At 61.4% G+C, this 23,719-nt stretch carries 23 protein-coding genes; 14 read left to right on the top strand and 9 right to left on the bottom strand.

The genetic code is table 11. From position 1 onward, the window contains the following. Positions 1 to 751: 751 nt before the first annotated feature. Positions 752 to 826 (top strand): hypothetical protein, encoded by a 75-nt coding sequence (locus GOQ28_RS18795; RefSeq protein ID WP_442862097.1) that lies wholly within the window; start codon positions 752 to 754, stop codon positions 824 to 826. Positions 827 to 839: 13 nt separating this feature from the next. Here GOQ28_RS18795 and GOQ28_RS10460 read toward each other — a convergent pair. Continuing rightward, positions 840 to 1,960, bottom strand: a protein-coding gene (locus tag GOQ28_RS10460) for an IS3 family transposase (protein WP_442862096.1) whose coding sequence is annotated in 2 segments (ribosomal slippage) — positions 840 to 1,720 and positions 1,720 to 1,960 — 1,122 coding nt in all. Because the reading frame shifts where the segments join, the coding sequence is not laid out codon by codon here. 145 nt (positions 1,961 to 2,105) lie between these two features. Here GOQ28_RS10460 and GOQ28_RS10450 point away from each other — a divergent pair. Next, positions 2,106 to 2,366, top strand: coding sequence for a hypothetical protein (locus tag GOQ28_RS10450; RefSeq protein ID WP_160356385.1), 261 nt, complete (start codon positions 2,106 to 2,108; stop codon positions 2,364 to 2,366). A 338-nt stretch (positions 2,367 to 2,704) separates the two neighbouring features. After that, the gene (locus tag GOQ28_RS10445) at positions 2,705 to 2,920 is read left to right on the top strand and encodes a hypothetical protein (RefSeq protein WP_160356384.1); all 216 of its coding nucleotides are present in this window, start codon (positions 2,705 to 2,707) and stop codon (positions 2,918 to 2,920) included. Between the two features lie 24 nt (positions 2,921 to 2,944). On the opposite strand, the gene GOQ28_RS10440 is transcribed toward GOQ28_RS10445, so the two are convergent. Together GOQ28_RS10440 and GOQ28_RS10435 are read right to left on the bottom strand one after the other, a co-directional pair. Then, the gene (locus tag GOQ28_RS10440) at positions 2,945 to 5,209 is read right to left on the bottom strand and encodes an aKG-HExxH-type peptide beta-hydroxylase (RefSeq protein WP_160356383.1); all 2,265 of its coding nucleotides are present in this window, start codon (positions 5,207 to 5,209) and stop codon (positions 2,945 to 2,947) included. A gap of 64 nt (positions 5,210 to 5,273) precedes the next feature. After that, the gene (locus tag GOQ28_RS10435; RefSeq protein WP_160356382.1) at positions 5,274 to 5,453 is read right to left on the bottom strand and encodes a hypothetical protein; all 180 of its coding nucleotides are present in this window, start codon (positions 5,451 to 5,453) and stop codon (positions 5,274 to 5,276) included. A 279-nt stretch (positions 5,454 to 5,732) separates the two neighbouring features. Here GOQ28_RS10435 and rsmB point away from each other — a divergent pair, with 279 nt between their 5' ends. From rsmB to GOQ28_RS10400, 7 genes are all read left to right on the top strand, one after another. Continuing rightward, positions 5,733 to 7,034, top strand: a complete 1,302-nt coding sequence (rsmB, locus tag GOQ28_RS10430; protein ID WP_442862095.1) for a 16S rRNA (cytosine(967)-C(5))-methyltransferase RsmB — start codon at positions 5,733 to 5,735, stop codon at positions 7,032 to 7,034. A 44-nt stretch (positions 7,035 to 7,078) separates the two neighbouring features. Beyond that, positions 7,079 to 7,657 (top strand): DUF4390 domain-containing protein, encoded by a 579-nt coding sequence (locus GOQ28_RS10425; protein WP_160356380.1) that lies wholly within the window; start codon positions 7,079 to 7,081, stop codon positions 7,655 to 7,657. Then, positions 7,654 to 9,975, top strand: a complete 2,322-nt coding sequence (locus GOQ28_RS10420) for a sensor histidine kinase (RefSeq protein WP_160349904.1) — start codon at positions 7,654 to 7,656, stop codon at positions 9,973 to 9,975. Before GOQ28_RS10425 ends, GOQ28_RS10420 begins: the two co-directional genes overlap by 4 nt. A gap of 11 nt (positions 9,976 to 9,986) precedes the next feature. Further along, a complete protein-coding gene (locus GOQ28_RS10415) occupies positions 9,987 to 10,697 on the top strand; it encodes a response regulator (protein WP_160356379.1) in 711 nt (236 codons plus the stop codon). Further along, positions 10,694 to 12,073 (top strand): Trk system potassium transporter TrkA, encoded by a 1,380-nt coding sequence (gene trkA, locus GOQ28_RS10410; protein WP_160356378.1) that lies wholly within the window; start codon positions 10,694 to 10,696, stop codon positions 12,071 to 12,073. Before GOQ28_RS10415 ends, trkA begins: the two co-directional genes overlap by 4 nt. A 62-nt stretch (positions 12,074 to 12,135) precedes the next feature. Further along, positions 12,136 to 13,605 (top strand): TrkH family potassium uptake protein, encoded by a 1,470-nt coding sequence (locus GOQ28_RS10405; protein WP_160349907.1) that lies wholly within the window; start codon positions 12,136 to 12,138, stop codon positions 13,603 to 13,605. Positions 13,606 to 13,963: 358 nt separating this feature from the next. Then, positions 13,964 to 15,211 carry a YbdK family carboxylate-amine ligase gene (locus GOQ28_RS10400; RefSeq protein WP_160356377.1) on the top strand — a complete coding sequence of 416 codons (1,248 nt, stop codon included), beginning with the start codon at positions 13,964 to 13,966 and terminating at the stop codon, positions 15,209 to 15,211. Between the two features lie 21 nt (positions 15,212 to 15,232). Here GOQ28_RS10400 and GOQ28_RS10395 read toward each other — a convergent pair whose 3' ends face one another. After that, positions 15,233 to 16,165, bottom strand: a complete 933-nt coding sequence (locus GOQ28_RS10395; RefSeq protein WP_160349909.1) for a methyltransferase domain-containing protein — start codon at positions 16,163 to 16,165, stop codon at positions 15,233 to 15,235. A gap of 75 nt (positions 16,166 to 16,240) precedes the next feature. Here GOQ28_RS10395 and GOQ28_RS10390 point away from each other — a divergent pair, with 75 nt between their 5' ends. Together GOQ28_RS10390 and GOQ28_RS10385 are read left to right on the top strand one after the other, a co-directional pair. Beyond that, positions 16,241 to 17,053, top strand: coding sequence for a ComF family protein (locus GOQ28_RS10390; RefSeq protein WP_160356376.1), 813 nt, complete (start codon positions 16,241 to 16,243; stop codon positions 17,051 to 17,053). Positions 17,054 to 17,183: 130 nt separating this feature from the next. After that, positions 17,184 to 17,654 carry a tRNA (cytidine(34)-2'-O)-methyltransferase gene (locus GOQ28_RS10385; RefSeq protein ID WP_160356375.1) on the top strand — a complete coding sequence of 157 codons (471 nt, stop codon included), beginning with the start codon at positions 17,184 to 17,186 and terminating at the stop codon, positions 17,652 to 17,654. A gap of 21 nt (positions 17,655 to 17,675) precedes the next feature. Here GOQ28_RS10385 and GOQ28_RS10380 read toward each other — a convergent pair whose 3' ends face one another. The 5 genes from GOQ28_RS10380 to GOQ28_RS10360 form a co-directional block, all read right to left on the bottom strand. After that, positions 17,676 to 18,671 (bottom strand): Bug family tripartite tricarboxylate transporter substrate binding protein, encoded by a 996-nt coding sequence (locus tag GOQ28_RS10380; RefSeq protein ID WP_160356374.1) that lies wholly within the window; start codon positions 18,669 to 18,671, stop codon positions 17,676 to 17,678. Positions 18,672 to 18,743: 72 nt separating this feature from the next. Continuing rightward, a complete protein-coding gene (locus tag GOQ28_RS10375) occupies positions 18,744 to 19,784 on the bottom strand; it encodes an NAD(P)H-dependent glycerol-3-phosphate dehydrogenase (protein ID WP_160356373.1) in 1,041 nt (346 codons plus the stop codon). Positions 19,785 to 19,797: 13 nt separating this feature from the next. Next, positions 19,798 to 20,331 (bottom strand): protein-export chaperone SecB, encoded by a 534-nt coding sequence (gene secB / locus GOQ28_RS10370; protein WP_160349914.1) that lies wholly within the window; start codon positions 20,329 to 20,331, stop codon positions 19,798 to 19,800. Positions 20,332 to 20,382: 51 nt separating this feature from the next. Then, complete coding sequence (gene grxC, locus GOQ28_RS10365; RefSeq protein ID WP_160349915.1) at positions 20,383 to 20,640, bottom strand: glutaredoxin 3; 258 nt, start codon at positions 20,638 to 20,640, stop codon at positions 20,383 to 20,385. Positions 20,641 to 20,650: 10 nt separating this feature from the next. Continuing rightward, positions 20,651 to 21,073, bottom strand: a complete 423-nt coding sequence (locus tag GOQ28_RS10360; protein WP_160349916.1) for a rhodanese-like domain-containing protein — start codon at positions 21,071 to 21,073, stop codon at positions 20,651 to 20,653. A gap of 215 nt (positions 21,074 to 21,288) precedes the next feature. Between GOQ28_RS10360 and gpmA the strand changes: the two genes are divergently transcribed. Next, positions 21,289 to 22,041 (top strand): 2,3-diphosphoglycerate-dependent phosphoglycerate mutase, encoded by a 753-nt coding sequence (gene gpmA, locus GOQ28_RS10355; protein WP_160356372.1) that lies wholly within the window; start codon positions 21,289 to 21,291, stop codon positions 22,039 to 22,041. 3 nt (positions 22,042 to 22,044) lie between these two features. Continuing rightward, positions 22,045 to 23,712, top strand: a complete 1,668-nt coding sequence (locus GOQ28_RS10350; RefSeq protein WP_160356371.1) for a murein hydrolase activator EnvC family protein — start codon at positions 22,045 to 22,047, stop codon at positions 23,710 to 23,712. The last annotated feature ends 7 nt before the right edge of the window (positions 23,713 to 23,719 follow it).

Raw genomic sequence — 23,719 nt, 5'->3', positions numbered from 1 at the left:
AAAAGAGGGTTACAGCACTATGGATTAAACCCGTTCTAGAGATGGACTGACTTCTAGCAGTTGGGCGGTAAGAAGCTAAAAGGCCTGGGCTTGGTATTGCTCCGAGCTTATGCCTTTAGATGTATTTTGGGATGCAAGCCTGCGACCGCTCGATGCAACGATGAACCGACTTGCTAGAAGCTAATACGGTCGTGCTTTTGTAAGACAAATGATCGTGAATGTTGGGGCCATTCGGGAATGAGAACAGCAGCTGCATTGTGCTGGCAGGTAACGTACAAGCCGCCGAGTACAGGCTCTAACGCAAGTGTTCAGGGAACCCACATCGCGAGTGGTGACGAAGTTTGTATTTGCGATGCCTTGGTGGCCCTTGCTTTTTATGAGGCGAACTGGAGACTAGCCCAGGACAAGCGCTCGGAACTTCTCAGTCACGGTAGCCCAGATGTTAGCGGTCTGGCCGCGACGTGCCTTGGCCATATCGCACGGATTCGCCACAAGCTAGATAAAGACAAGGGCCTTAGAGCTCTGCGTGGTTGTTTAGATGATGATGCTATTTCCGGTCGAGTAGCAGACGCACTTGATGACATCGAGCTGTTCTTGGAATGACCCCATTCAGTTGCTCTGCAAGGGCGTGGACACACTGCGCTAGTAATTTCCGTATCTGTATGAAGGGGGCTTACACCGTATGCTGAACCCCGAATCGGGAAACACGGAACACCACGCGGTTCGATTCCCTTTTAGCTGAGACACCACCCTGCGCGGCGCTACCGGTCATGCCGAACAGATCGTGGCCAACATCGGTGGCGACTTCCGGATAGAGAGCTTGTGACCTGCCCCCGGATTTAGTACGGCACCGACATAGAGTCCAGGGGTAAAAAACCTTCTTTCTGATGAGCCTGCACGAATTGCGCCGGGGTTAAGTATCCGAGCGCACTGTGGGGCCGATCGGTGTTGTACTCGACCCGCCAGTTCTCGATCAAGTCCTTGGCCTGTCGCAGGGACAAGAACCAATGCTCGTTAAGGCATTCGTCGCGGAACTTGCCGTTGAAACTTTCGATATAAGCGTTCTCCACAGGCTTGCCCGGCCGAATAAACGACAGCTTTACGCCGGCTTGGTAAGCCCAGGCATCCAAGGCTCTTCCGGCAAACTCCGGCCCATTGTCCACGGTAATAGAACGCGGCAGGCCACGCATTTCAGCCAGCCGTTGCAGCACCTTGGCAACACGCACTCCCGGCAACGACGTATCGACCTCGATGGCCAGGCATTCGCGAGTGTAGTCATCGACGATGTTCAAACAACGGAACCGGCGACCATAGGCCAGTCCGTCGGCCACAAAGTCCATTGACCAACTTTGATTCGGCGCAGTTGCCGCTGGGCGAACTACGCGCTCAGTCGCCGCGATGCGCTTACGCCTGCGTTTGCGCACGCTCAACCCTGCCAAGCTGTACAGCCGCCAGACACGCTTGTGATTTGCTTGCCAGCCTTCGCGACGTAAGAGCACATGGATCCTTCGATAGCCGTAGCGTCGTTTGACCACTGCCATCTCTTTCATGCGCTCGGTCAGCTCAGCATCGCCTGTGCGCGTGCTCTCGTAGGCAAACAACGAACGCGAAATTCCTACCAGCCCGCAGGCCCGGGTAACACCCATGCCGCGCTCGGCCATCAATGTCCTGACCGCCTCGCGCTTGGCCTGCGGGCTGACTACTTTCGGCTTAGCAGATCCTGAAGCGCCGCCTTGTCCAGCATCGACTCGGCCAACAGCTTCTTGAGCCTATTGTTCTCCTGCTCCAGCTCCTTGAGCCGCTGAGCGTCCGACACCGTCATGCCACCGAACTTCGCCTTCCAGTTGTAGTACGTTGCCTCGGAGATACCGTGCTTGCGACACAGTTCCGCGGGCTTTGCTCCTGCATCGGCCTCCTTGAGCACGCCGATGATCTGTTCTTCCGTGAATCGCTTCTTCATTGCCGTTCCTTTATGAACGGACTCTACAACAATTTCGTACTAATCACGGGGAGCAGGTCATCGAGACGACACGTCGCACTATACGATTGTCAAGAGCGTTGCGGAGGGCTTAGCGAAGGCGACTTCCTGCGGTAAGCCGCTCGCAATGCTGTCGAATTTCAATCAAACAGCAAATGCAGCGGTCGCAGTATTGGAATCGGTTGCTCCACCGGACAGACCACCGAAGCTGGCACGCCCGGCCCACGATCCCGGCGGCCTCGGCATGGGTATGCCCATGGTCACTGCTGCAAGCGGCAGCAACAGCTTCCTCACCTATAGCGCTATCAGCGCAGGCGAGATTTTTATGCGCCATGAAGCCACGCGGCCGGAATTAAGCAGCACGACTGCGACGGAGGCGATCGCATAGCTCAAGCGGGACACGTCCGATACGTTGAATTCACTCCGCCCAATCATACAGGCCGCTCCGGCACGGGCTCCGGCAAATGCGAACGCAATCTGATCGGAAAGGCCAGGGGATCGGCAGAGGGCAAATGCCTTTGGACCGGGCCAGCCAGATGGACCCCGGAGAGGAACAGTCCCTCGCGAGTCAAGATACGCGATTCGTTAAGTCTGATTTGATCGACTCATTCCGCTCCGTCGCTTCTGCGCTCCGCACCCAAAGGTAAAGTTGGAACCTAATTCGGTGTGGTGCTGCCCGAAGAAGCACCCCCCAAATTCTATCGTTGAGCAGAGGAAGTCGCAGAGATGAAAAACGAACGTCTAGGCTTTTTCCAAGAGGTGGAGATTGGCACCACTTCGCCCTATAGAGGCATGAAAGGATCAGTGGTGGGTGTCACTGAAGAGGATGGCGTTATAAACGGCTATGCCATATTGGTCCATGCTGAAAGCCGCGTGCTTTACTTCGACAAGCACGAAGTGGCGCCTACTGGCCTTCCGCGCTCGCGAGATAGCGTTGATTGAATGTTGCAGCCGCACAGCCCAAGCCTAGTGCCTGACCTCCACGACCACCCTCTCTTTACTAATTACTTTCAACATCTGATCGATCAGGCGGCGGTTTTCCTGGTCGAGGTTCGCATCCCATTCATCCAGTAGCAGATACTGAATCCCCGCGTCTTGCGTTAGCAGTTCTTCGATCAGCGCGCGGGCGCGTTGACCGGTGGATAGATTGCTATGCGTGGCTTCCCAACAGAGTTGTGTATAAGCCGCTGGCAGCAGGTACGTCTGCTCTGGAAAGGCCTGCTTGATCGCCAGCAGCAGCGTGGACTTCCCCGCGCCATTGTCACCGCGTATGGTCAAACGGCCGCAACGACGTTCGCTTAGTGCGTCGCAAACGGTCTGGTAGTCGGTGACGGGCTCGTCGTTGATGGTCATCGTGCCAATCGGCGCGCGAGGAAGACCGTCGTGAGATATGGGGCTGAGAAAACCGAACAGGTATCTTAGACGCGCCGTGGCCGAGGTCCATTCGACCCACTCATAGACCAGAGCACTCAAAGAATTCAGGATGTGGAAGATACGTGTGAGGTTAACAATGATGGCGGCGATAATGCCTGCCTCGGGGCCCTGGCGTACTAGTAGCTCGTACACGAGGTACGCCGTCGGGATCAAGGAGGCAAACGCAATGGCAATATTTCCGAGCTGTTTATAGACCGACAAGCGCTGCGTCGCGGCGTAGTAGGCATTGCTGTTGGCGTCGAACTCCTTGCGCCACAGGCGGCTGTTGTAGCTGTTGCCTAGCACCATGTTGTCCCACGCTTTGTGCAGGGTGCCGCCATAGTTTGAATAACGCTGTTCAACGTCGATGGACAAAGGTTTGACGAGCCGGGAGAGGCATGCCACCAGCCCTCCGCTAAGCACCAGGCTGATCACATAGCCCAGCGCGATTTCTGCGGGGAGGATGACGCCAATGACAATGATGCTAAGCAGACTGTTAAGCGCAAGACTAAGAAAGTCGTGCGCTAATGATATGTAGGAGGAGATGGTCGAGAACGCGTTGCGCGAAATTGCTGAATCGAACGCCGCCTTGCGGTCGGGGCTGCGGTACGCCTCCAGCTTGCCGTAGACCGCCTGCGCCATGGAAAGGCAAAACTTGCGGTGCACAGCGTTGATCCAGTGCTGTGTCGTGATGAACGATACACACCCAGGAACAAATGGCAGAATCATCGACAGGAAATACAAGACCAAAGGCGTGGCATACGGCTGATCCTGCTGATATCGGCTGATCGTCTGCGTCAAGAAGTAGGCAGACGAGGCAACGAGCGATTGGTGCACGATCACGAGCAGGATCGTGGCGACGGCGGGCAGGTTGGCGAACACCCGCGCTCGGGGTTGAAAGGTCGAGCGTTTCATAGAGCGCGGCTTACGCCGAAGAAATTTTTTTATTCTGTCAGAAGTCACAATGTCGCGCACTTGGTTAAGCAGGTCGCGCACGCGGGGAGACACGGGTGTCACGCCTTGGCGCAACAGCGCGGCGATTTGGTTTTCTACCGACTCCACGGATTGAGAGACTTGCGCGCAGATCTTGGCCGTTGGGGGATGCACTAAAGGAGCCGCAGGATGGCCCAGGCACTGCTCGCGGAACAGGATGATCTCGGTAGCGACGATAATGCTGTGAATGACCTTGTCCAACGGTCGAGGGGTTTTTAGCAACGCGGATTGTGCCCAGGTTTCCTGGTCGAGAATCACTGAGTAGTCGTAATGTCCGTAGCGATGTTCATCGATAAACAACGCATGGTGAGTCAGTTCATGGACCAGGAACTCGACGATATCGGGTACTCGGTAGCTGGTCTTCGGATTGGCCCAGATCACACCAATGGCCGATGAGGTGCTGCCACCTCGCGCCTCTTGCGACGGCATCAGAAAAATATCGGTGATCAGTAGATCGAACAGGTGCTTGTGCTGACGCGAAAGCGCCCCCAGACATTCCATCGCGGCAAGGAGCAGATCGGCTTTCTCTCGCGCATGGGGATCGCACGTTTGACTGATGACCTGATCCTGGTTCCTATCGTCGAGCAACGAAAGCGCATCGGAGGACAACATCCTGCAGAAAGCCGAGGCTTCGTGTGGGCCGACGATGAGGTTGACCGCCTGATATTGACCATCGATTTTGCGGCCCTGCAGATTCTCGAGAGCACGGGCATAGTTGACCCATAGCGTCGAGGCGTCGGAAATCTGCTTGGCCTGCAGCCCCGCCTTATGGCAGAACATCAAGACATTTTCGATATGGTGTTCAAGGGGAGACTGAAAGATCATGGTGTGAAGAATCCTCTGCGGGAGTGTGCCGCGCGCCCATGCCGCGCGCGGCGAATAAGGTCTATCAGTCCTCTTTCATCATGTCGTCATAGGCGATCATGCGCAGGGGCTTGGAGTCGTGTCCCCCGGGACACCAAGGGCCATCGGGAAAACTATGCGCGATACCTGCGCCCTGCGAGGCACAGGCCGTTGCGATATGGGTTGCCTTTTGCTGGATAAGCTCGTTTAAGTTTGTCGCCGACACAGTGTTCTCCTTGGTTTGAGGTTTACTGCCAGCCATGGCAGTAGCGCCATTGAACGGCAGTGCATGTCTGACTCGGCCGGCCAAGGCGCACAAGGCGAAAATATCGGACTAGGAAACGTCGATTCGTGTTCAACGCGCGAATTGCGCATTTTTGTCACTCTTCAATCATCGCGCCAGCGGCTACCATAGCGACATTGCATCGTTATTCGTAAACCTATGGCCTCTCGCTCTAGCTCAACTTCTTCTTCTGTTTCACAGCCGCTCAGGCAGCCTTTGTCTATGGTGATTCTGGCAGCGGCCGGCGCCGTACGCGCCGTCATGGAGGGCCGTTCTCTCAATGAGGCCTTGGGCGAGGTAAGCCCATCCATCCGTCCCGCGACACAAGCCGTGGCGTTCCATACCATGCGCCAGTTGGGCTGGGCCAGCGCCGTGGGCAGCGGCCTGGTGCTGCGCTCGCCGGGCCCGCATTTCGATGCTTTATTAAATGTCGCTCTGTCTTTGCTGAAGGTCCCAGCCCCAGAGCAGGACGGGGCGCAGGTGATGCCGGGCGCGCCCGTCTATGCCGCGCACACGGTGGTGAATCAGGCGGTCACCGCAGCCGCCGGGCAGCGCAATCTGGCTGCCTATAAAGGGTTGCTCAACGCCTGCCTGCGCCGCTATCTGCGCGAGCGCGACGCCATCGATGCGAAAGTCGCCGATCTGATCGAGGCGCGCTGGAACCATCCGCGTTGGTGGGTGGAACAGCTGCAGCAAGCTTACCCGGATCAGTGGGAGACGATCCTGACCGCTGCCAACGTGCCGCCGCCCATGACCTTGCGGGTCAATGTGCGTCGCGCCACGCCGGATCAGGTGCGTGAGGCGTTCGCGAAAGTGGGTATTGCTGCCGAGCCGGTGGGCGACGTTGGCCTGATGCTGGCCGAGCCTAAGCCCGTGTCGCAGCTGCCGGGTTTTCTAGAGGGTTGGTGGTCGGTGCAAGACGCGTCGGCGCAGCGTGCCGCGACGTTGCTAGGGGTGCGCGAGGGTGAGCGCGTGCTCGATGCGTGCGCCGCGCCTGGGGGCAAGACAGCGCACTTGCTCGAGAGCGCCGATATCGAGCTGATGGCTCTGGATTTTGATGCAGTGCGGCTTGCGCGCGTGGCCGACAACCTGAAACGCCTGGGCCTGCGTTCTGAGAAGGTCAGTCTGGTGACCGCGGATGCGGCCAATCTGGATGCGTGGTGGGACGGCCGGCCATTCGATGCGGTGCTGGCCGATGTACCGTGTACGGCTTCTGGCATCGTCCGGCGTCATCCCGACATCCGGTGGCTGCGGCGCGCGCCCGATATTGCCCGCACGGCAGAGCTGCAAACTCGGATTGTCGACGCCCTGTGGAAAACGGTGGCGCCGGGCGGCCGGTTGCTTTATGTGACGTGCTCGGTGTTTCCCGAAGAAGGCGAGCGTCAAGCCGAGGCTTTCGCGCTCAGGCATGAAGACGCCGTGCGTCAGGACGCGCCGGGGCAGCTGCTGCCGGTGGCCGTTTCCGGGTCCGCGCAAGGCGAGCAGGACGGCTTTTTTTACGCTTTGTTTGCCAAGCAGCGCTGAATCCCGAAGAATAGCCGCAGTTTGCTTTTCTGCTACGGTTGCTAATGATGTCGCGCCTGTTATGTGGGTTGTTGCTGTGGTTTCTGGTGGGTCCATTCGGACTCGGGCAGGCGTATGCCCAAGATCCTCGGGTGACGAGGATCGAACCCACGATCGTCGAGGGCAAGCTGGAGCTGGATGCGGACATCGAGATCCAGCTCAATGAACAGTTGCGCGACGCCGCCGAACGGGGGCTGGCGCTGTATTTCACCGCCGATATCGTGATCAACCGGGAGCGATGGTGGTGGTTCGACGAGTCGGTGGTCAATACCAGCCGTACTTGGCGCGTGCAGTACAACGCGCTGACGCGCCAGTGGCGGGTGGCCATGGATAGCCTGAGTTTGCCGGTGTCGTCCCTGGACGAAGCCATGGGGATGGTGCGGCATATTCGGCACTGGGTGCTGGCCGATGTGGACCAGTTGGACCGGGAGGTGGCCTATCAAGGCCAGTTGCGGATGCGGCTGGATACCTCGCATCTGACCCGGCCATTCCAGGTCAATGCGCTCAATAGCAGCTCCTGGTCGTTGGAAACCCCGTGGGCCGATTTTTCGTTTGAGCTCGCCAAGCCCCGGGATCCCTCATGAGAATCTTTCTACGGCTGGCCCTGATCGTTGGCGCAATCAGCGGCCTGAGTCTATTAGGCCTGTTGGCCTGGTCGACCGCGAACGCCTCCCGCTTCGCCCAGTATTACGACATGTTGCTGGTGCTCAACGGCATCTTCGCCTTGGCCCTCTTTGTCTGGGTGGTGGCGCTGACCACGCGGCTGGTGCGGCAGATTCGGCGGCGCCAGTTCGGTGCGAGGTTGACCGCAAGATTTGCGTTGGCGTTTGCACTGATCGGGGTGGTGCCCGGCGCATTGATTTACATCGTGTCGGTGCAGTTCATGTCGCGCTCGATCGAGTCTTGGTTCAACGTACGGGTCGATAGTGCGCTGGAGTCGGGCCTCAATCTGGGCAGGGCGGCGTTGGACTCCTTGTTGGCAGACCTTGATGCCAAGGCGCGTTCCATGGCGTCGGAGCTGAACAACACCACGGAAACCGATATTCCGCTCACGCTGACGCGCTTGCGCGAATCCAGCGGGGTCGAGGATGTCATGGTGTTTACGGGCAGCGGACGGCTGGTGGCGTTTTCCACGCATCAGTATGGCCAGTTGCTCCCCGAAATGCCGCCGCCCACGGTCCTGAATCAACTTCGGCTGGGCCGGGGTTATTCCGCCGCCGAAGCCGAGGATACCGGGATGGCGGGCGGCAAGGAAACGCTGATCCTGCGCGTGGTGATTCCGTTGACGCCGGCGCAACGGTTCGACACATTGATGTCATCCGCGTCCGAGCCGCGCTGGTTGCAACTGGTGCAGCCCGTTCCCCAGCAGATCGCCGACAACGCCAATCGTGTCCAACAGGGTTTTCGCGATTATCAGGAATTGGCGCTCTCGCGCCTTGGGCTGCGCAAGCTTTACGGCATTACCCTGACGCTGGCCCTGCTGCTGGCCGTGTTCGCGGCCATTGCGGTGGCGTTGTCGCTGTCCAAGCGTCTGGTGCGGCCGCTATTGCGGCTGGCGGCCGGGACACAGGCAGTCGGGGTGGGCGACTATCGGCCGCTGCCAGAACCGCCGGAACGCGACGAAGTCGGGCAGTTAACGCGGTCCTTCAACGCGATGACGCGGCAGTTGGAAGAAGCCCGCCGCATGGTCGAGAGCAATCGCCGGCAGTTGGAACGGTCTAATGTCTATCTGGAAAGCGTGCTGTCTAATCTGTCGTCAGGCGTGCTGGTGTTCGACGAAAGTTTTCGGGTCACCACGGTCAATCAGGGCGCGCAAGCGATTCTGCAGGCCGATTTGCGCGCTGTGATCGGGCGGCCGCTGGAGACGGTCGATGGCATGTTGGAGTTCATCCAAACCGTCCGGCAGGCGTTTGCCCAGCATGCCGCGGTGGGTTCGGAGCGATTGCATTGGCAGCAGCAGTTCGAGATTTCCCTGCCGCCGCCGCCCGATTCGCTGGAATCCGCGCAGGTGTTGACCTTGCTCGCGCGCGGTACGCATCTGCGCGTGGATGGTCGCGGGAATGGTTATCTGGTCGTCTTTGACGACATCACCGAGGTCATTTCGGCCAACCGCACCGTGGCATGGGGCGAAGTCGCCCGCCGCCTGGCGCACGAAATCAAGAACCCGTTGACGCCGATCCAGCTGTCGGCCGAACGGCTGGCCATGAAGCTCGCCGACCGTCTGGAACCCACCGACCGCCAAATGCTCGAGCGCTCCACCAATACGATCGTCAACCAAGTCGCCTCGCTCAAACAGATGGTGGACGATTTCCGCGAGTATGCCCGTACCCCGCCCGCGGTGATGCAGGTGCTCGATTTCAATGCGTTGGTGTCTGACGTGTTGGCGCTCTACGGCTGGGAGCCTGGCGAACGTCACTCTGCTGCCGCGCGCCCGCTGGCGCCAGCATTGAATCTGGACGTCAGCCTGGCACAAGAGTTGCCGTACATCGAGGGCGATCCCACCCAGCTGCGCCAAGTCATTCATAACCTGCTGTCCAATGCGCGTGATGCGGTGGCGGAACTGGGCGAAATGGGCCGTGTGCAGGTCAAGACCCAGCTGCTTGGCGAGTCGGACGGCGCAGCCTATCCCGCAGTGCGATTCATCGTGTCCGACAATGGGCAGGGTTTTTCGCCTAAAGTCATGCAGCGCGCCTTCGAGCCGTACGTCACGACCAAGGCGCACGGGACTGGGTTAGGATTGGCAATTGTGCGTAAGATCGTGGAAGAGCATGGAGGCAAGATCGATCTGGGCAACCGCAAGGAAGGCGGCGCTCGCGTTTCGATCTTATTAACCCGCGTCGTGGCTAAGACTGCGACTATGGACGTGGCCCCGCAAGAACGGGATAATGCGGCTACGCAATAGGTGGAAGGTTTATGGCCAGAATTCTGGTGGTTGACGACGAAGTTGGCATTCGTGAACTTTTGTCGGAGATTCTTTATGACGAAGGTCACACGGTCGAGTTAGCCGAAAATGCGGCGCAGGCACGTGCCGCGCGGCTGCGTTCGCGCCCCGATCTGGTGCTTTTGGATATCTGGATGCCCGACACGGACGGGGTGAGCTTGCTCAAGGAATGGGGCTCGCAAGGTCTGTTGGACATGCCAGTCATCATGATGAGTGGTCACGCCACCATCGATACCGCCGTCGAAGCCACCCGTATTGGCGCCATGGACTTTCTGGAAAAGCCCATCACCTTGCAGCGATTGCTCAAGACGATCGCGACAGGTCTGGCGCGCGGACGTGCGGCACAAACCGCGCCTATCACGACTCCCGCACCTGCCTTATCGCCCGCCATGCCGTCTGAGCCTGACCGCATGCCGGTCGTCTCGGCCGCTGCGCCGGTCAGCAGGCCGTTGCCCGTCGCAGAGCCCGCGCCAGCACAAAGCGGCCGGCTCGGTACCATCGCGCTGGATCAGCCCCTGCGCGAGGCGCGGGATGAGTTTGAGCGCATTTACTTCGAATATCATCTGGCGCGCGAAAATAACAGCATGACGCGCGTATCCGAGCGCACGGGTCTTGAACGTACCCACTTGTACCGCAAGCTCAAGCAACTGGGCATCGAATCGGCGCGCAAGCGTAACGCATGAAAATCCTCATCATGGGGGCCGGTCGCGTGGGCACAAGCGTGGCCGAGAACCTCGTGTCTGAGCAAAACGACATCACCGTGATCGACACCAATGTCGATCAACTGCGATATCTGCAGGAACGCCTGGATCTGCGCGTGGTTCACGGCGACGGCACCCAGGTAGCGGTGCTGGAGGCAGCCGGCGCTGCCGATGCGGATCTGTTCGTGGCGTGTTCGGCGTCGGATTCGGCGAATATGGTCAGCTGCAAGATCACGCGGCAGCTTTTTAATGTCCCGCGCCGCATCGCGCGCATTCGCATCCCTGATTTCGAAGACCATCCCGAACTGATGGGCGACGAGGGCTTTTGCATTGATGCGCTGATCAGCCCCGAACGCAGCGTGACGGCGTATCTGCATAGCTTGATCGAGTTTCCCGAGGCGCTGCAAGTCGTCGAGTTCGCGGACGGCCGTATCAGCGTGGTGACGGTGCGCGTGGGGCATGGTAGCGCGATGGCGCATCATCCTATCGCGCAACTGCGTGACGTGTGGCCGGATGTATCGGCGCGCGTGGTCGATGTGGTGCGCGATGGCAGGCCCTTGCAGGCGGATCGCGGCACGGTGATCGCGCCGGGGGACGAGGTGGTATTGGTGGTGGATTCACGCCATGCACGGCGTGCCATTCGGCAGCTGCGCGAGGCGGAAAAATCCGTGCATCGCGTCATGATCGCGGGCGGCGGCAATATCGGTCTGCGTCTGGCGCGCCAGTTGGCGAAAGAAAGCTACAGCGTGCGCATCATCGAACATGATCTCAAGCGCTGTGAATATTTGGTCGCCGAGCTGCCCCATAACGTGCTTGTGCTCCATGGTAGCGGCACCGACGAGGAACTGCTCGAGCGTGAGAACATCGGCGATATGGACACGTGGCTGGCGCTCACCAGCGACGACGAAGACAACATCATGTCCTCGCTGCTGGCCAAGCGTCTGGGTGCTCGCAAGGTGATCGCGCTGATCAACCGGCCCGCGTATGGCGAACTCATGCAGGGTAGCCACATCGATATCGCGGTCTCGCCCGCGCAGGCCACCATGAGCGAATTACTGCGGCATGTGCGGCGAGGCGACATCGTCGTGGCGCATCGTTTGCGCCAAGGTGTCGCTGAAGCCATCGAAGCCGTCGCGCATGGCGATCGGAGCAGCTCAAAAGTCGTGGGACGCACGGTGGGCAGTATCCGTTTACCCAAAGGCGCCAGTATCGGCGCGCTGGCGCGCGGCGACGAGATCATCATGCCGGACGACGATACGATTATTCAGACAGACGATCATGTGATCGTATTCGTGCCTTCACGCCAAATGATGCCGCGCGTGGAAAAGCTCTTCCAAGTCTCGGCGTCGTTTTTCTAAGCTCGGAATCCTGTTCCCATCATGTACCCGCTGGCCAGCTTCCTTTCTTTCCCGGTTGCGGTATGAAGCGGCTGCTGGCGACCTTTTACGTGGCGGGTCTGACCATGGTGGTGTTCTCGCTCACCATGCTGTTGCCGCTGGGGATGGCGTATCTGGGCGATGATGCCGGGCTGACCGCCTTTATCGATGGATTTCTGCTGGCGTTTGGCGGAGGCGGGGTGTTCTGGCTGGCGACGCATCGCGGGCGCAGCGAGCTGCATGCGCGCGACGGGTTTTTGCTGGTGTCGCTGGTGTGGACGCTGCTGCCGTTGCTGGCTGCGATCCCGTTTCTGATTTATTTCCACCGCGCCGACGTGCCGCTATCGTTTACCGACGCGTATTTCGAGGCCATGTCCGGGTTGACGACCACGGGCGCCACGGTGCTGACCGGACTGGACAACTTGCCGCCGTCGATCAATCTGTGGCGGGCCACACTGGTGTGGATCGGCGGGCTGGGCATCTTGGTGCTGGCCGTGGCGATTCTGCCTTTGCTGGGGGTGGGGGGACATCAGGTGGTCAGGGCCGAGACCCCTGGCCCGATGAAGGACGAGCGGTTGACGCCGCGTATCGCCAGTACCGCCAAGGCCTTGTACGCCGTTTATGCCGGCCTGTCCATGCTGTGTCTGTTCGCGTATCGCGCCGTCGGGATGTCTTGGTTTGACGCCTGGTGCCATACGGCAACCACGATGGGTCTGGGCGGGTTTTCGACCAAGGATGCGGGGTTCGCCTACTTCAATTCCGTGTCGGTGGAAATCGTCGCGATGGTGTTCATGACCTTGGCCGGCATCAATTTCGCGACGCACTTTAACGCCTTGCGCCAGGGAAGTTTGAGGGCCTATCGCGACTGCCCTCAGACCGTTCCTTATCTCACCATCATGCTTGGCGCCGGTCTGGCGATCTCCGCGTATCTTTATTTTCGGGGCGTCTATCACGACCCGCTTCAAGCGCTGCGCTATGGCATGTTCCATACGATCTCCGTGGCGACGACCACGGGTTATGCGAGCGCGGATTACGGGACATGGCCTTTGATCGCGCCGTTGACGATGTTGCTGCTGGCGGCGTTCGTGACCTCGGCGGGATCGACGGGAGGCGGCATCAAGATGGTCCGTGCGCTGCTGCTGGTGCGACAGGTGCGTAATGAGTTGGTGGTGATGCTGCATCCCAATGCCGTCAGTCCGATCCGGATGGGCGGCCGCCTCGTGGAGCAGCGCGTGATGGCCTCGGTGCTGGCCTTCATGATGGTGTATGCGTTGTCGATCGGGCTTTTCACCAGCCTGATGTTGATCTCCGGGCTGGAGCCTATTACGGCCTTTACTGCCGTGGTCGCCAGTCTCAACAACACGGGACCAGGACTGGGACCCGTGGGACCGATGGGCAATTACGCCATCTTGACCGACTTCCAGACCTGGGTCTGTACGTTTGCAATGTTAATTGGACGTTTGGAATTATTAACGGTCGTCGTCCTCTTCACGCCCATGTTTTGGCGTAAGTGAGCCAAGTTACGGCACGACGTCTTTCGTCATATGTTAGCCGTGCATCCGTCGGATTTTTCCTCCGCTGCGGCCCGTACAGCCATGCCGCCGCCCCAAACCCCGCGAAAATAAAGGCTTTCCGGTGCATGCTCTCTCCGCAGCCGGATATTGGCTCGCTAGTGTGCGCTCACTGCGCCGTCTGTCACAGATGAAAACGTGCAGACGTGGGAGGTTGCAGATAAATGTCACGATTTAGACGCTTTCTGGCGCAATTATGCGGCTATCATGGGCTCATAAGACGCCATCTAGCGCCACCCCGGGAGGTTGCCGGGCTTCCAGGCCGAATGGCGCATCCCTACAACTAAATAAGGAGTCAGAGATGGATCAAATTCCGTTCGTCTCGTCCGCCTCGAATTCGCTCGGCATTGAGTTGGAACTGCAGCTCATCAACCCACGTACTTTTGATTTGACTGCTGCCGCGGACGAATTACTGGTGCAACTGAGCAATCACCCTCTCGCGGATCGGATCAAACCCGAGATCACGCGTTCAATGATTGAATTGAACTCGTCGGTGCATGAACATCCCGTGGGCCTGCTGGCTGAGATGCGTGAAATGCGCGACGTCTTATGCGAGGCCGCCGACGCGGTAGGTGTCTCGGTCGCCGGTGGCGGCGCGCATCCCTTTATGCGCTGGCAGGACCGTTCGATTTCCGATACGCCGCGTTTTCAGTATCTGGCCGAAATGTATGGCTATCTGGCGCGGCAGTTCACGGTGTTTGGACAGCATATCCATTTGGGCGTGAACTCGGGCGACGCCGCGGTCCGGATGGTACAGGGCTTGTCTCCCTATATTCCCCATTTCATTGCGCTGTCGGCGTCTTCGCCCTATTACGAGGGCGTGGATACGCTTTTCTCATGCTGCCGGCTCAACGCGGTCAGCAGTTTCCCGCTGGCTGGCCATATGCCGCCGGAGGTGACTGACTGGTATCAGTTCGAGGCTTATATGGCGCAGCTGCGTCATAGCGGATTAGCCGAGAGCATCAAGGATCTTTACTGGGATGTCCGCCCCAAGCCTGAATTCGGGACGGTGGAAATCCGGGTCTGCGATACGCCGCTCACGGTGGAACGCGCGTGCCAGCTGGCGGCGTTTGCACAAGCGCTGTCGGTGCTGGTGACGCGCGAACCCCAGCCCGCGGCGAGCGCGTGGCTGGCCTATCGTAGCAATCACTTCCAGGCCTGCCGGTTTGGCTTGCAGGGCAGCTATGTCACGGCCGGCGGACAGCGCGTGCGTTTGATCGATCATGCCAGAGAGCTGTTCCGCAAGCTCGAGCCGATCGCCGAGGAACTGGGCACGGGCGACATGCTTGGCCAGTTGCGCGACGAGGCGCTGCGCAATGGCAATGATGCGCGTTGGCTGCGCGGTCAGTTCCACCGCGTGCGAGATTTGCCGACGGTGGTGGAATCCATGACGCGACTCTGGCGCGGCGAGCGCGATGTCAGCGCATCGACGGAAGTGCCGCGCCGCCGTATCCGCGCGACGTCGGTGCCGATGATGGGCGATGTTCAAGCGCTGGCCACGCCAGAGCCCGGGCTGAACGCCGGCTGGAACGCCGACAGGTTGCATTAAGCGGGTCAGCTTGGGCGTGGCTCAGCCGCCGGCACGGCGGCCGCCGATCGCGCTCACCGACAACCGGGTCTCGTTCGGAGCGGCCCGGCGGGCTGCGGCACGCCACGCATGACCGTAGGACACCTCTATTGTCAGGGGAATCACGCCATCGGCGTTGCGCTGCGCTTCGAGCGCGGCGTGCAGGCGGTGTAGCCAATCGCGTCCGACCAAGCCGCCGCGTCGCTCGCGCGCAGGGTTGCCGCCCAGCGCGCGCACGTCTTCGAGTAGGCGCTGCGGGGTGCGGTAAGTCAGCGTCAGCGTTTCCTGATCCATGACCGGATCTGAAAAACCGTTTTCCACGAGCAAGTCGCCGAAGTCGTGCATATCGACGAACGAAGGTGTGGCGGTGCGCAAACCGGCGTCGACCAACGCCTGTCGCAGTTCGCGTAGCGTGGCCGGCCCGAGACAGGAGAACATGGCCAAGCCGCCGACCTTGAGCACGCGTCTCCACTCGCCTAGTACGGCGTGGGGGGCAGGGTGCCAGTGCATGGCGAGGTTGGACCACACCAGGTCCAGGGTTTCGGGAGCGAGGCCGGTCTCGGCCAGGTCAGCTTGCAGGAATTGAGGCGCGGCTTGACCGCGCCCTACCAGTTTGTTCAACCAAGCTGACATGCCGCCGGGCGCATGGCGCGCGCGGGCGTGGGCGAGCAATGCCGCGCTCAGGTCCAGGCCGGTGTAGGCGGCGTCTGGATATCGTTCGCGCAGCAAAGGCAGGTTGTCACCCGCGCCGCAGCCGGCGTCCAGCAAGGCGGCGGGTTGCAGGCGGATGTACTGCAAGCGACCGAGCATGCGGCGTGCGATCTCGCCATAGAGGAACTGAGCCTCGGACAAATCCCCACGGCGCGAAAACTGTAGCGCGACGTGCGCGGGCACGAGCGGCAAGGTCGGGGGAGCGCTGGAAGAAGGGTGTGACATGAATGTCGCGCTACCGGTGGGCAGCGCCGAAAATCGTGGTGTGATGATGCTGTTCAGTTAAAAGGAACAGCGGGAATGCTATCCATTATTGCCGATTCGCGGGGGATGTTCTTTTGGCGTCGTATGGTGCGAGGGTGGCGCGACTGGATTCCCACGGATTGTCCGCTATGTGAAGGCAAGGCTGCGGGAGCGCGGCTCTGTGCGGGATGCGCGCATGACATCACGCAGGCGATGCGTGAGGCAGGCCCGCGATGCGCGCGGTGTGCCCAGCGGGGTACGGCGGGCACGCTGGTTTGCCGCGCGTGCGCGGCGGTGACCCCGAACTTCGAGAGTGTCATCGCGGCGTTCGATTATGAGGCGCCGTTTGATAGCTTGATCGCGCGGTATAAAACCGAGCATCGTTTCGGCCTGAGCACCACGCTTGCCCATTTGCTTGCGCAGGCTGTGGCACACGCGGGCGGCTTGAGCCCATGGCAAGGATCTACATCTGCTTCAGCAAGCGTTCTTGTGCCCATACCCTCCAGCGCCGCCTCGTTGCGCCGACGCGGCTTTAATCCCGCTGGAGAATTGGCGGCGAGTCTCGGCGCCGAACTTCACCTGCCGGTGCGACGGGATGTATTGCGTCGCCGACGCGAGGGGCCGCGTCAGGCTTACAGTGGCCGCGCCGCGCGGCATTTGGCGGCGCAAGGCTTGTTCGAGACGGTGGGGCGTCTGGAGGGCTGGTCGGTGGGCTTGGTCGATGACGTCATGACGACGGGAGCGACGGTCAATGCGGCGTCCGCGGCATTGCTACGCGCGGGGGCCGCGCGGGTCGTGGTCCTGGTGGCGGCGCGCACGCCCTGGCGTCAGCCACCGACGGATGGGGCGGAGGCCGCCGCACCGCAATAGCGCCCGTATCTTCGCAAAGAGGTAAAGATCACTTTTGGGTACGTGGTGCCAGCCCAGGGCGCCAGCCGCCGGTCCCTGGCAAAATAACGGCTTCGCGCGCCGCATGGGTGGCTGCGCCAGGATGAAATTCATGTTCCACGTCGTACTTGTCTGCCCCGAAATTCCGCCGAATACCGGCAACGTCATCCGTTTGTGCGCCAACACGGGCGCCCAGCTGCATCTGGTGCGGCCGCTGGGATTCGATTTGGATGACGCACGGTTAAAGCGCGCCGGCTTGGACTATCACGAGTGGCAACCGGTGCAGGTCCATGACTCGCTCGACGAGGCCTTGGCGGCGACCGGTGCTCCGCTAGATCGGTGTTTCGCCTTGACTACCCGCGCGCACCGCACGGTGGCCGAGGTGGCGTTTACGCCCGGCGATGTATTTGTGTTCGGCCGGGAGACGGCCGGTTTATCGGCCGAACAGCTGGCCACGTTCGGCGAGGACGAGCGCATCCGTTTGCCGATGCGGCCCGGGCAGCGCAGTCTGAACCTGTCGAACGCCGTGGCGATCACCGTGTTCGAAGCCTGGCGGCAGAACGGCTACGCCGGGGGCGTCTGAGCGGACGCCCCGAATCAGCGATCAATCCAGCGACAAGCCCAAGCGCTTGATCACCGCATTCCAGTTTGCCTGATCCTTGCGAATACGTTCGGTCAGCTCGGCCGGCGTGGACGGCGCGGCGGTGAAGTATTGCTTGGCCAGCTGCTCGCGCACGGTGTCGCTGTTAATGATCTGCGCCAGTTCGCGATTCAAGCGCTCCACAATGGGCGCGGGTGTGCCGGCCGGGGCCAGGATCGCGTTCCACGAGATGGCTTCAAAGCCGGGATACCCTTGCTTGTCCATCGTCGGGATGCCGGGCAGCGAGGGGCTGGGTTCCAGGCTGGTGATGGCCAGGGCTTTCACTTTACCGCTTTGCACTTGGGGCATGGCAATCGCGGGGACCATGAAGCCTGCTTGCACGTCGCCGGCGATGATGGCGCTGATCACTTGCGGGAAACCGGAATAGGGGATTTGCTCCAGCTCGATGCCGGCCTCGCTTTTGAACATTTCCATGGCCAGGTGGGCGGAACTGCCAGGTCCGACCGAGCCATAGTTCAGCGCGCCTTGACGTTCGCGGGCGAGTTTGACGAAGTCCTCCACGTTCTCGACGGGTAGCGCTGCCGGCACCGTCAGCACGTTGGGGCTGGTGGCAACCAGGGTGATGGGCTGCAAATCCGTCAGCGGGTCGTAGCCCAGCGTGTTTTTGTACAGCTCGGGCGCGGTGACGAGCGGGCCATTGATGGTGTAGACGAGCGTGTAGCCATCCGGCGTGCCCTTGGCGACCATGCGGGTGCCGATGTTGCCGCCTGCGCCCGGCTTGTTATCCACGACGATGGGTTGACCCAGGGCCTTTGACAGGGGGGCGGCGATGGTGCGCGCGAGCAGGTCCGGAGAGGAACCGGGCGGGTAGGGCACGACCACGTGAATGGGGCGCTCGGGCCATTCCGCCTGCGCGGCGGCGGGCACCAGCGCGGCGCCCAAGAGGAAAACGAGGCCGCGCAACGCGGCACCGATACGTGATGATCGGGCGATGGACATGTTGGACTCTTTCTAGTCGATAGAGGGGTAAAGAAGCGTAGCGCACTCGCGGTCGCGCGTGTGCATCGGGAATCAGGTTTCCAGGCGGGCTTCGCGCGCCAGGAGCGCAGAGACGGCAGTAACAGGAGCGACGCCGTCGAACAGCACGGCGCAGACGGCTTCGGTGATGGGCAGCTCGACGCCGAGCGACTGGGCGCGCTGCAGCGCGGCGCGCGCGCAGCGCACCCCCTCGGCAGTCATGCCGCTGGCGAGGATGTCGGCGAGCTTGCGTCCGGCACCGATTTCCAGACCGACGCGCCGATTGCGCGAGAGTTCGCCGGTCGCGGTCAGCACTAAATCGCCCAAGCCGGTCAGGCCGGCAAAGGTTTCGGGTTGAGCGCCTAGCGCCACGCCGAATCGGCTCATTTCCGCCAGGCCGCGCGTGATCAGCGCGGCACGGGCGTTGGTGCCCAGCGCCAGGCCGTCGGCAATGCCGCAAGCCACGGCGATGACGTTTTTCAGCGCGCCGCCCAGTTCGACGCCGACGATGTCCGTGCTGGAATACACGCGTACGGCGCCGCCATGCAAAGCCGTGGTGGTGGCAAGTCGGACATTTTCATGGACGCTGGCGACAGTCAGCGCCACGGGCAGACCTTGCGCGACTTCCCGTGCGAAGGACGGCCCTGACAAGACGCCGCCCGGGATGCCGGCGCGGCCCAAGGTCTCCACCACCATTTCATGCGGAAGGCGGGCCGTTTCGGCCTCGAACCCCTTACAGGTCCAGACGACCGGGACGTTGTGTAAATTCAGCGCGGTTAAGCGGTTGGCCAGTTCGCGGCAAATACTATCGAGGCCGGCCACGGGCACACCGAGGATGATCAGCGATTGCTCGGGTGCGGCAGCCAGCGGCGCAAGAGCCGCGTCCAGCTCGTGCGTGATCGCCAACGAACCGGGCAAGGCGATATCGGGGAGATAGCGCGCGTTTTCGTGCGATTGCGCCATTGCCTGCGCCTGTGCGGCGTCACGCGCCCACAGGGTGGTCAGATGGCGGCGGCTGGCCGCGGCGGCCAGCGCCGTGCCCCAGCTGCCCGCGCCGAGAACGGCGATGTTCAGAGGAACGGACGGCGGGGTCATCGTGACAGCGGAATTATTGGCGGGTTGCGCCCGGGGGCAGGATGATGCCCGAATCCGCGCCGTTAGCGTTGCCTTGTTGTTGCTGCTGCTGCGCCAGCTCGGCGATGCGCTGCTCGTACAAGGCCTGGAAGTTCACTTCGGCCAGGTGCAGGGCGGGCAGCGAGGTGCGCGTGATCGCATCGGCGATGTTGGCGCGCAGGTAGGGATACAGCATGGTCGGGCACACGATGCCCAACAGCGGATCCATTTGCTCGGCCGGGATGTTGGCCAGTTCAAAGATACCGGCTTGCGTGCCTTCGACCAGGTACATGACCTTGTCGTTGACGCGGGTGGTGACGGTGGCGGTCACGGTCGATTCGAAAATCGTTTCGGCCAGACGCTGACCGCCCACGTTGATGCTGACCTCGACTTGCGGCTGTTCTTGTTCCAGGAACACGTGCGGGGCGTTGGGCATTTCCACAGACAGGTCTTTCAGGTAGACGCGCTGCATGTTGAACGCAGGGGCTTGTTCGCCTGTCTGCTGGGTGTTTTGATCCTGTTCAGCCATGAGTAATTCCGGTTAGGAGTGAGCAAATAGAAAGGCTTTCGGCGCGGGCCGTCAGCCGTTGAGCAGGGGCACGAGGCCACCCGAGCGGTCCAGCGCGATGAGGTCATCGCAGCCACCCACATGTTTTTCGCCGATAAAGATCTGCGGCACGGTGCGGCGACCGGTGCGCTCGATCATGACGTCGCGCTGGGCGGGATCCTGATCGATGTGGATGATCTCCAGGTCCGTCACGCCGCGTTCGGTCAGCAAGGCCTTGGCGCGCGAGCAGTAGGGGCAGTAATCCTTGGCATACATCACGACTTTGGTCATGCGAGGCTCCTTAAGGTTTCTGGGTGACGGGCAGGCCGGCTCCGGTCCAGGCACGCATGCCGCCTTCGAGAACAGAGACGTCGGCAAAGCCCAGGGCGCGCAGACGAGCAGCAATGCGATTGGAATCGCGGCCCGTTTCGCAAACGAGCAATAGCGGCTTGTTTTTCGGCAGCGCGCTGGCTTTTTGCTCGATTTCGGCAGCTGGCAAGCTGCGTGCCTGTGCGATATGTCCGGCGCGGAATTGTTCGGCGGGGCGCACATCGACCCAAACCCCTTGGCGTTGGTTGATCAGCTGAATGGCTTCGGCCGTGGACAGGCCCTTGCCGCCACGGCCTTTACGCAGCGACGGGAACGCCAACAGCACGCCGGAGACCACGGCGACCGCGACGATGAAAATGTTTTCTTTAGCTACCAAGAATTGCAGAAGATCCACAGAGGTTCCTCAAAGGGAGACGAGCTAGCACAATACGCAGCACTCGTCGGAAACGGCGAGCCTGATCGGGACCCGCATCATACTGGGTTCACGGCAAAGCGCCATAGGCGCGCGCCGGACCCCGGTTGGCGACGGGAAAAACCAGGAGCAAATCGCTCAATTATAAAATGAGCGCATTCATTAACCACGAGCCTGCCTTTGGGTGGCCAAAAACCATGTACAAACTCGTTTTGATGCGTCACGGCGAAAGCCAATGGAACCTTGAAAACCGTTTTACCGGCTGGACCGACGTCGACCTGACGGACACCGGCCGCGAGCAGGCCCGCAAAGCCGGTGAGCTGCTCAAGAAGGAAGGCTTCGAGTTCGATGTGGCCTTTACCTCCGTCCTCAAGCGCGCCATCCGCACGCTGTGGATCACGCTGGATGCCATGGACGCGATGTACACCCCGGTGGGCAATAGCTGGCGTCTGAACGAGCGCCACTACGGCAATCTGCAAGGCCTGAACAAATCCGAAACCGCCGCGAAGTATGGCGACGAGCAAGTCCTGATCTGGCGCCGTGCGTACGCCATCGCCCCGGACCCCCTGGCGCTGGACGATGAACGTCACCCGCGTTTCGACAAGCGCTACGCCAAGATCCCGGCCGATCAGCTGCCTGCTACCGAGTGCCTGCAAGACACCGTCGCGCGTGTGCTGCCGTTCTGGAACGACTCCATCGCCCCGGCCATCCGCGCCGGACGCCGCGTGCTGGTCGCCGCGCACGGCAACAGCCTGCGCGCGCTGATCAAGCATCTGGACAATATCTCCGATGACGACATCGTGGGCCTGAACATCCCGACCGGTCAGCCCCTCGTGTACGAATTGGATGCAGACCTGCGCCCGATCCGCCATTACTATCTGGGCGATGCCGCGGAAATCGAAGCCGCGATGGCGGCCGTGGCTGCCCAGGGCAAGGCGAAAAAGGACTGATAGATGCGGTGGATGGCCGGTTTGCTGTTGGCGATGGTGGTGGGCTCGGCCCCACTGCCGGGCATCGCGGCGCCCTCGGATCTGGCAATTCGCCAGTCCGAAGCCGAACGGCAGCAAGCGGCCTTGCGCGATCGGATCGACGCGCTCCATAAATCGCTGGAGGACCGCGAGGCCGCGCGCAGCGAAGCCGTGGATTCGCTCAAGGCCTCCGAGCTCTCGATCTCGCGCATCAATCGCCGCTTGAGGGAATTGCAGGCTGAACAGGATCGGGCCGAAGACGATCTGCTCAGCCTGGAAAAACAAATCCAGTCGCAGCAGCAAGCCTTGCAGCAGCGCCGCAGCGAATTAAGCGATCAGCTGCGCACGCAATACGCGAGCGGCTTGTCGCCGTGGACCGCCCTGCTATCGGGCGATGATCCTCAACAATTGGGTCGCAACCTCGGTTACCTGGGCTATGTATCGCGCGCCCGCGCCGAGGCCGTCCAGAGCCTGCGCGCCGATCTGGAGCGCCTGGCGTCGCTACAACAGCGCGCGGAGTCGCGCCGCGCGGACCTCGCGCGTACGGTCGAAGAGACCTCCAAACAAAAGACCGAGCTCGTCAAACAGCAGTCCGAGCACGCCACCCTGGTCGCCGAACTGGAAGGCCAGATCGCCGCGCAGCGGGCCGAGGCGCGCAAGTTAGGGCGCGACGACAGCCGCTTGTCCACGCTGATTGTCGATCTGGAAAAAGCCATTGCCGAGCAAGCCGCCGCCGCCAAGCGTGCCGAAGAGGCCCGTTTGCGTGCCGAGGCCGTGCGCCGGGCCGAGCAGGCGCGGCTTGCCGAAGAAGCTCGCATCAAGGCCGAGGCCGAACGTCAGGCCGCCGCCGCCCGTGCCGCGGCCGCCGCGAAAGCGCAGGCTGAAGCCGAACGCGCCGCGCTCGCGGCCAAGACTGAACAGGCTCGTGCCGCCGCGCAGGCCGAGCGCGAAAAAGCCGAGCGTGCCGCCGCCTTGGCACGCGAGCAAGTCGAAGCCGCACGCGAGCAGGAGCGTCAAGCCCGCGCGCGCGGCAACGTGGCACTCGGAGATTTCGGCGATTTGCGTCCTGTCAGTTCTGGCGAGGTGCGCACCGCGCCCACGCCGGCCCCAGCCGCCACATCGAGCGCGTCCTCGACCCGCACGTCCCCAAGCCGGGCGACCGCGGCAGACGATGACGCGCGCAGCGAGACCAGCGCTGGCGATACGGAAGCCGAACGTCGCCCGCCGCCCGTGGCCCGCAGCGCGCCACCACCGCCCGTCACCGGAGGTGGCCTGCGGCATGGCATGACGCCGCCCGTGCGCGGCGCGGTGCAAGGCCGATTTGGCGTGGATCGTCCGGATGGCGGTGTTTGGCGCGGCATCGTGTTGCGGACATCGGCCGGCACGCCAGTCAAGGCCGTCGCACCCGGCACCGTGGTTTATGCCAATTGGCTGCGCGGCTTTGGTAACCTGATCATCATCGATCACGGCAAACAATATATGACGGTATATGCCTACAACCAGAGCCTGCTCAAGCAGGTGGGCGACTCCATTGCGGCGGGCGACACCATCGCCACAGTGGGCTCCACCGGCGGACAGGTGGAATCGGGCCTATACTTTGAAATTCGATATCGAGGCACTCCGGTCGATCCAACCCAATGGTTGGCTCTTTAAATCCGGC

Origin of the sequence: Bordetella sp. 02P26C-1 (genome assembly GCF_009763255.1) — a bacterium.
Lineage (GTDB): Bacteria > Pseudomonadota > Gammaproteobacteria > Burkholderiales > Burkholderiaceae_B > Bordetella_A.
The sequence above is the reverse complement of the archived record's forward strand: the minus strand, read 5'-3'. Positions and strand labels throughout refer to the sequence as shown.

Excerpts from the sequence above, each read along its gene's own strand:
- GOQ28_RS10390 (WP_160356376.1), top strand. The coding sequence starts at position 16,241 with ATGCTATCCATTATTGCCGATTCGCGGGGGATGTTCTTTTGGCGTCGT.
- GOQ28_RS10395 (WP_160349909.1), bottom strand. The coding sequence starts at position 16,165 with ATGTCACACCCTTCTTCCAGCGCTCCCCCGACCTTGCCGCTCGTGCCC.
- GOQ28_RS10405 (WP_160349907.1), top strand. The coding sequence starts at position 12,136 with ATGAAGCGGCTGCTGGCGACCTTTTACGTGGCGGGTCTGACCATGGTG.
- GOQ28_RS10380 (WP_160356374.1), bottom strand. The coding sequence starts at position 18,671 with ATGTCCATCGCCCGATCATCACGTATCGGTGCCGCGTTGCGCGGCCTC.
- GOQ28_RS10415 (WP_160356379.1), top strand. The coding sequence starts at position 9,987 with ATGGCCAGAATTCTGGTGGTTGACGACGAAGTTGGCATTCGTGAACTT.
- grxC (WP_160349915.1), bottom strand. The coding sequence starts at position 20,640 with ATGACCAAAGTCGTGATGTATGCCAAGGATTACTGCCCCTACTGCTCG.
- GOQ28_RS10375 (WP_160356373.1), bottom strand. The coding sequence starts at position 19,784 with ATGACCCCGCCGTCCGTTCCTCTGAACATCGCCGTTCTCGGCGCGGGC.
- GOQ28_RS10440 (WP_160356383.1), bottom strand. The coding sequence starts at position 5,209 with ATGATCTTTCAGTCTCCCCTTGAACACCATATCGAAAATGTCTTGATG.
- gpmA (WP_160356372.1), top strand. The coding sequence starts at position 21,289 with ATGTACAAACTCGTTTTGATGCGTCACGGCGAAAGCCAATGGAACCTT.
- GOQ28_RS10450 (WP_160356385.1), top strand. The coding sequence starts at position 2,106 with ATGCTGTCGAATTTCAATCAAACAGCAAATGCAGCGGTCGCAGTATTG.
- GOQ28_RS10420 (WP_160349904.1), top strand. The coding sequence starts at position 7,654 with ATGAGAATCTTTCTACGGCTGGCCCTGATCGTTGGCGCAATCAGCGGC.
- secB (WP_160349914.1), bottom strand. The coding sequence starts at position 20,331 with ATGGCTGAACAGGATCAAAACACCCAGCAGACAGGCGAACAAGCCCCT.
- trkA (WP_160356378.1), top strand. The coding sequence starts at position 10,694 with ATGAAAATCCTCATCATGGGGGCCGGTCGCGTGGGCACAAGCGTGGCC.
- GOQ28_RS10445 (WP_160356384.1), top strand. The coding sequence starts at position 2,705 with ATGAAAAACGAACGTCTAGGCTTTTTCCAAGAGGTGGAGATTGGCACC.
- rsmB (WP_442862095.1), top strand. The coding sequence starts at position 5,733 with ATGGTGATTCTGGCAGCGGCCGGCGCCGTACGCGCCGTCATGGAGGGC.
- GOQ28_RS10400 (WP_160356377.1), top strand. The coding sequence starts at position 13,964 with ATGGATCAAATTCCGTTCGTCTCGTCCGCCTCGAATTCGCTCGGCATT.
- GOQ28_RS10350 (WP_160356371.1), top strand. The coding sequence starts at position 22,045 with ATGCGGTGGATGGCCGGTTTGCTGTTGGCGATGGTGGTGGGCTCGGCC.
- GOQ28_RS10385 (WP_160356375.1), top strand. The coding sequence starts at position 17,184 with ATGTTCCACGTCGTACTTGTCTGCCCCGAAATTCCGCCGAATACCGGC.
- GOQ28_RS10425 (WP_160356380.1), top strand. The coding sequence starts at position 7,079 with ATGATGTCGCGCCTGTTATGTGGGTTGTTGCTGTGGTTTCTGGTGGGT.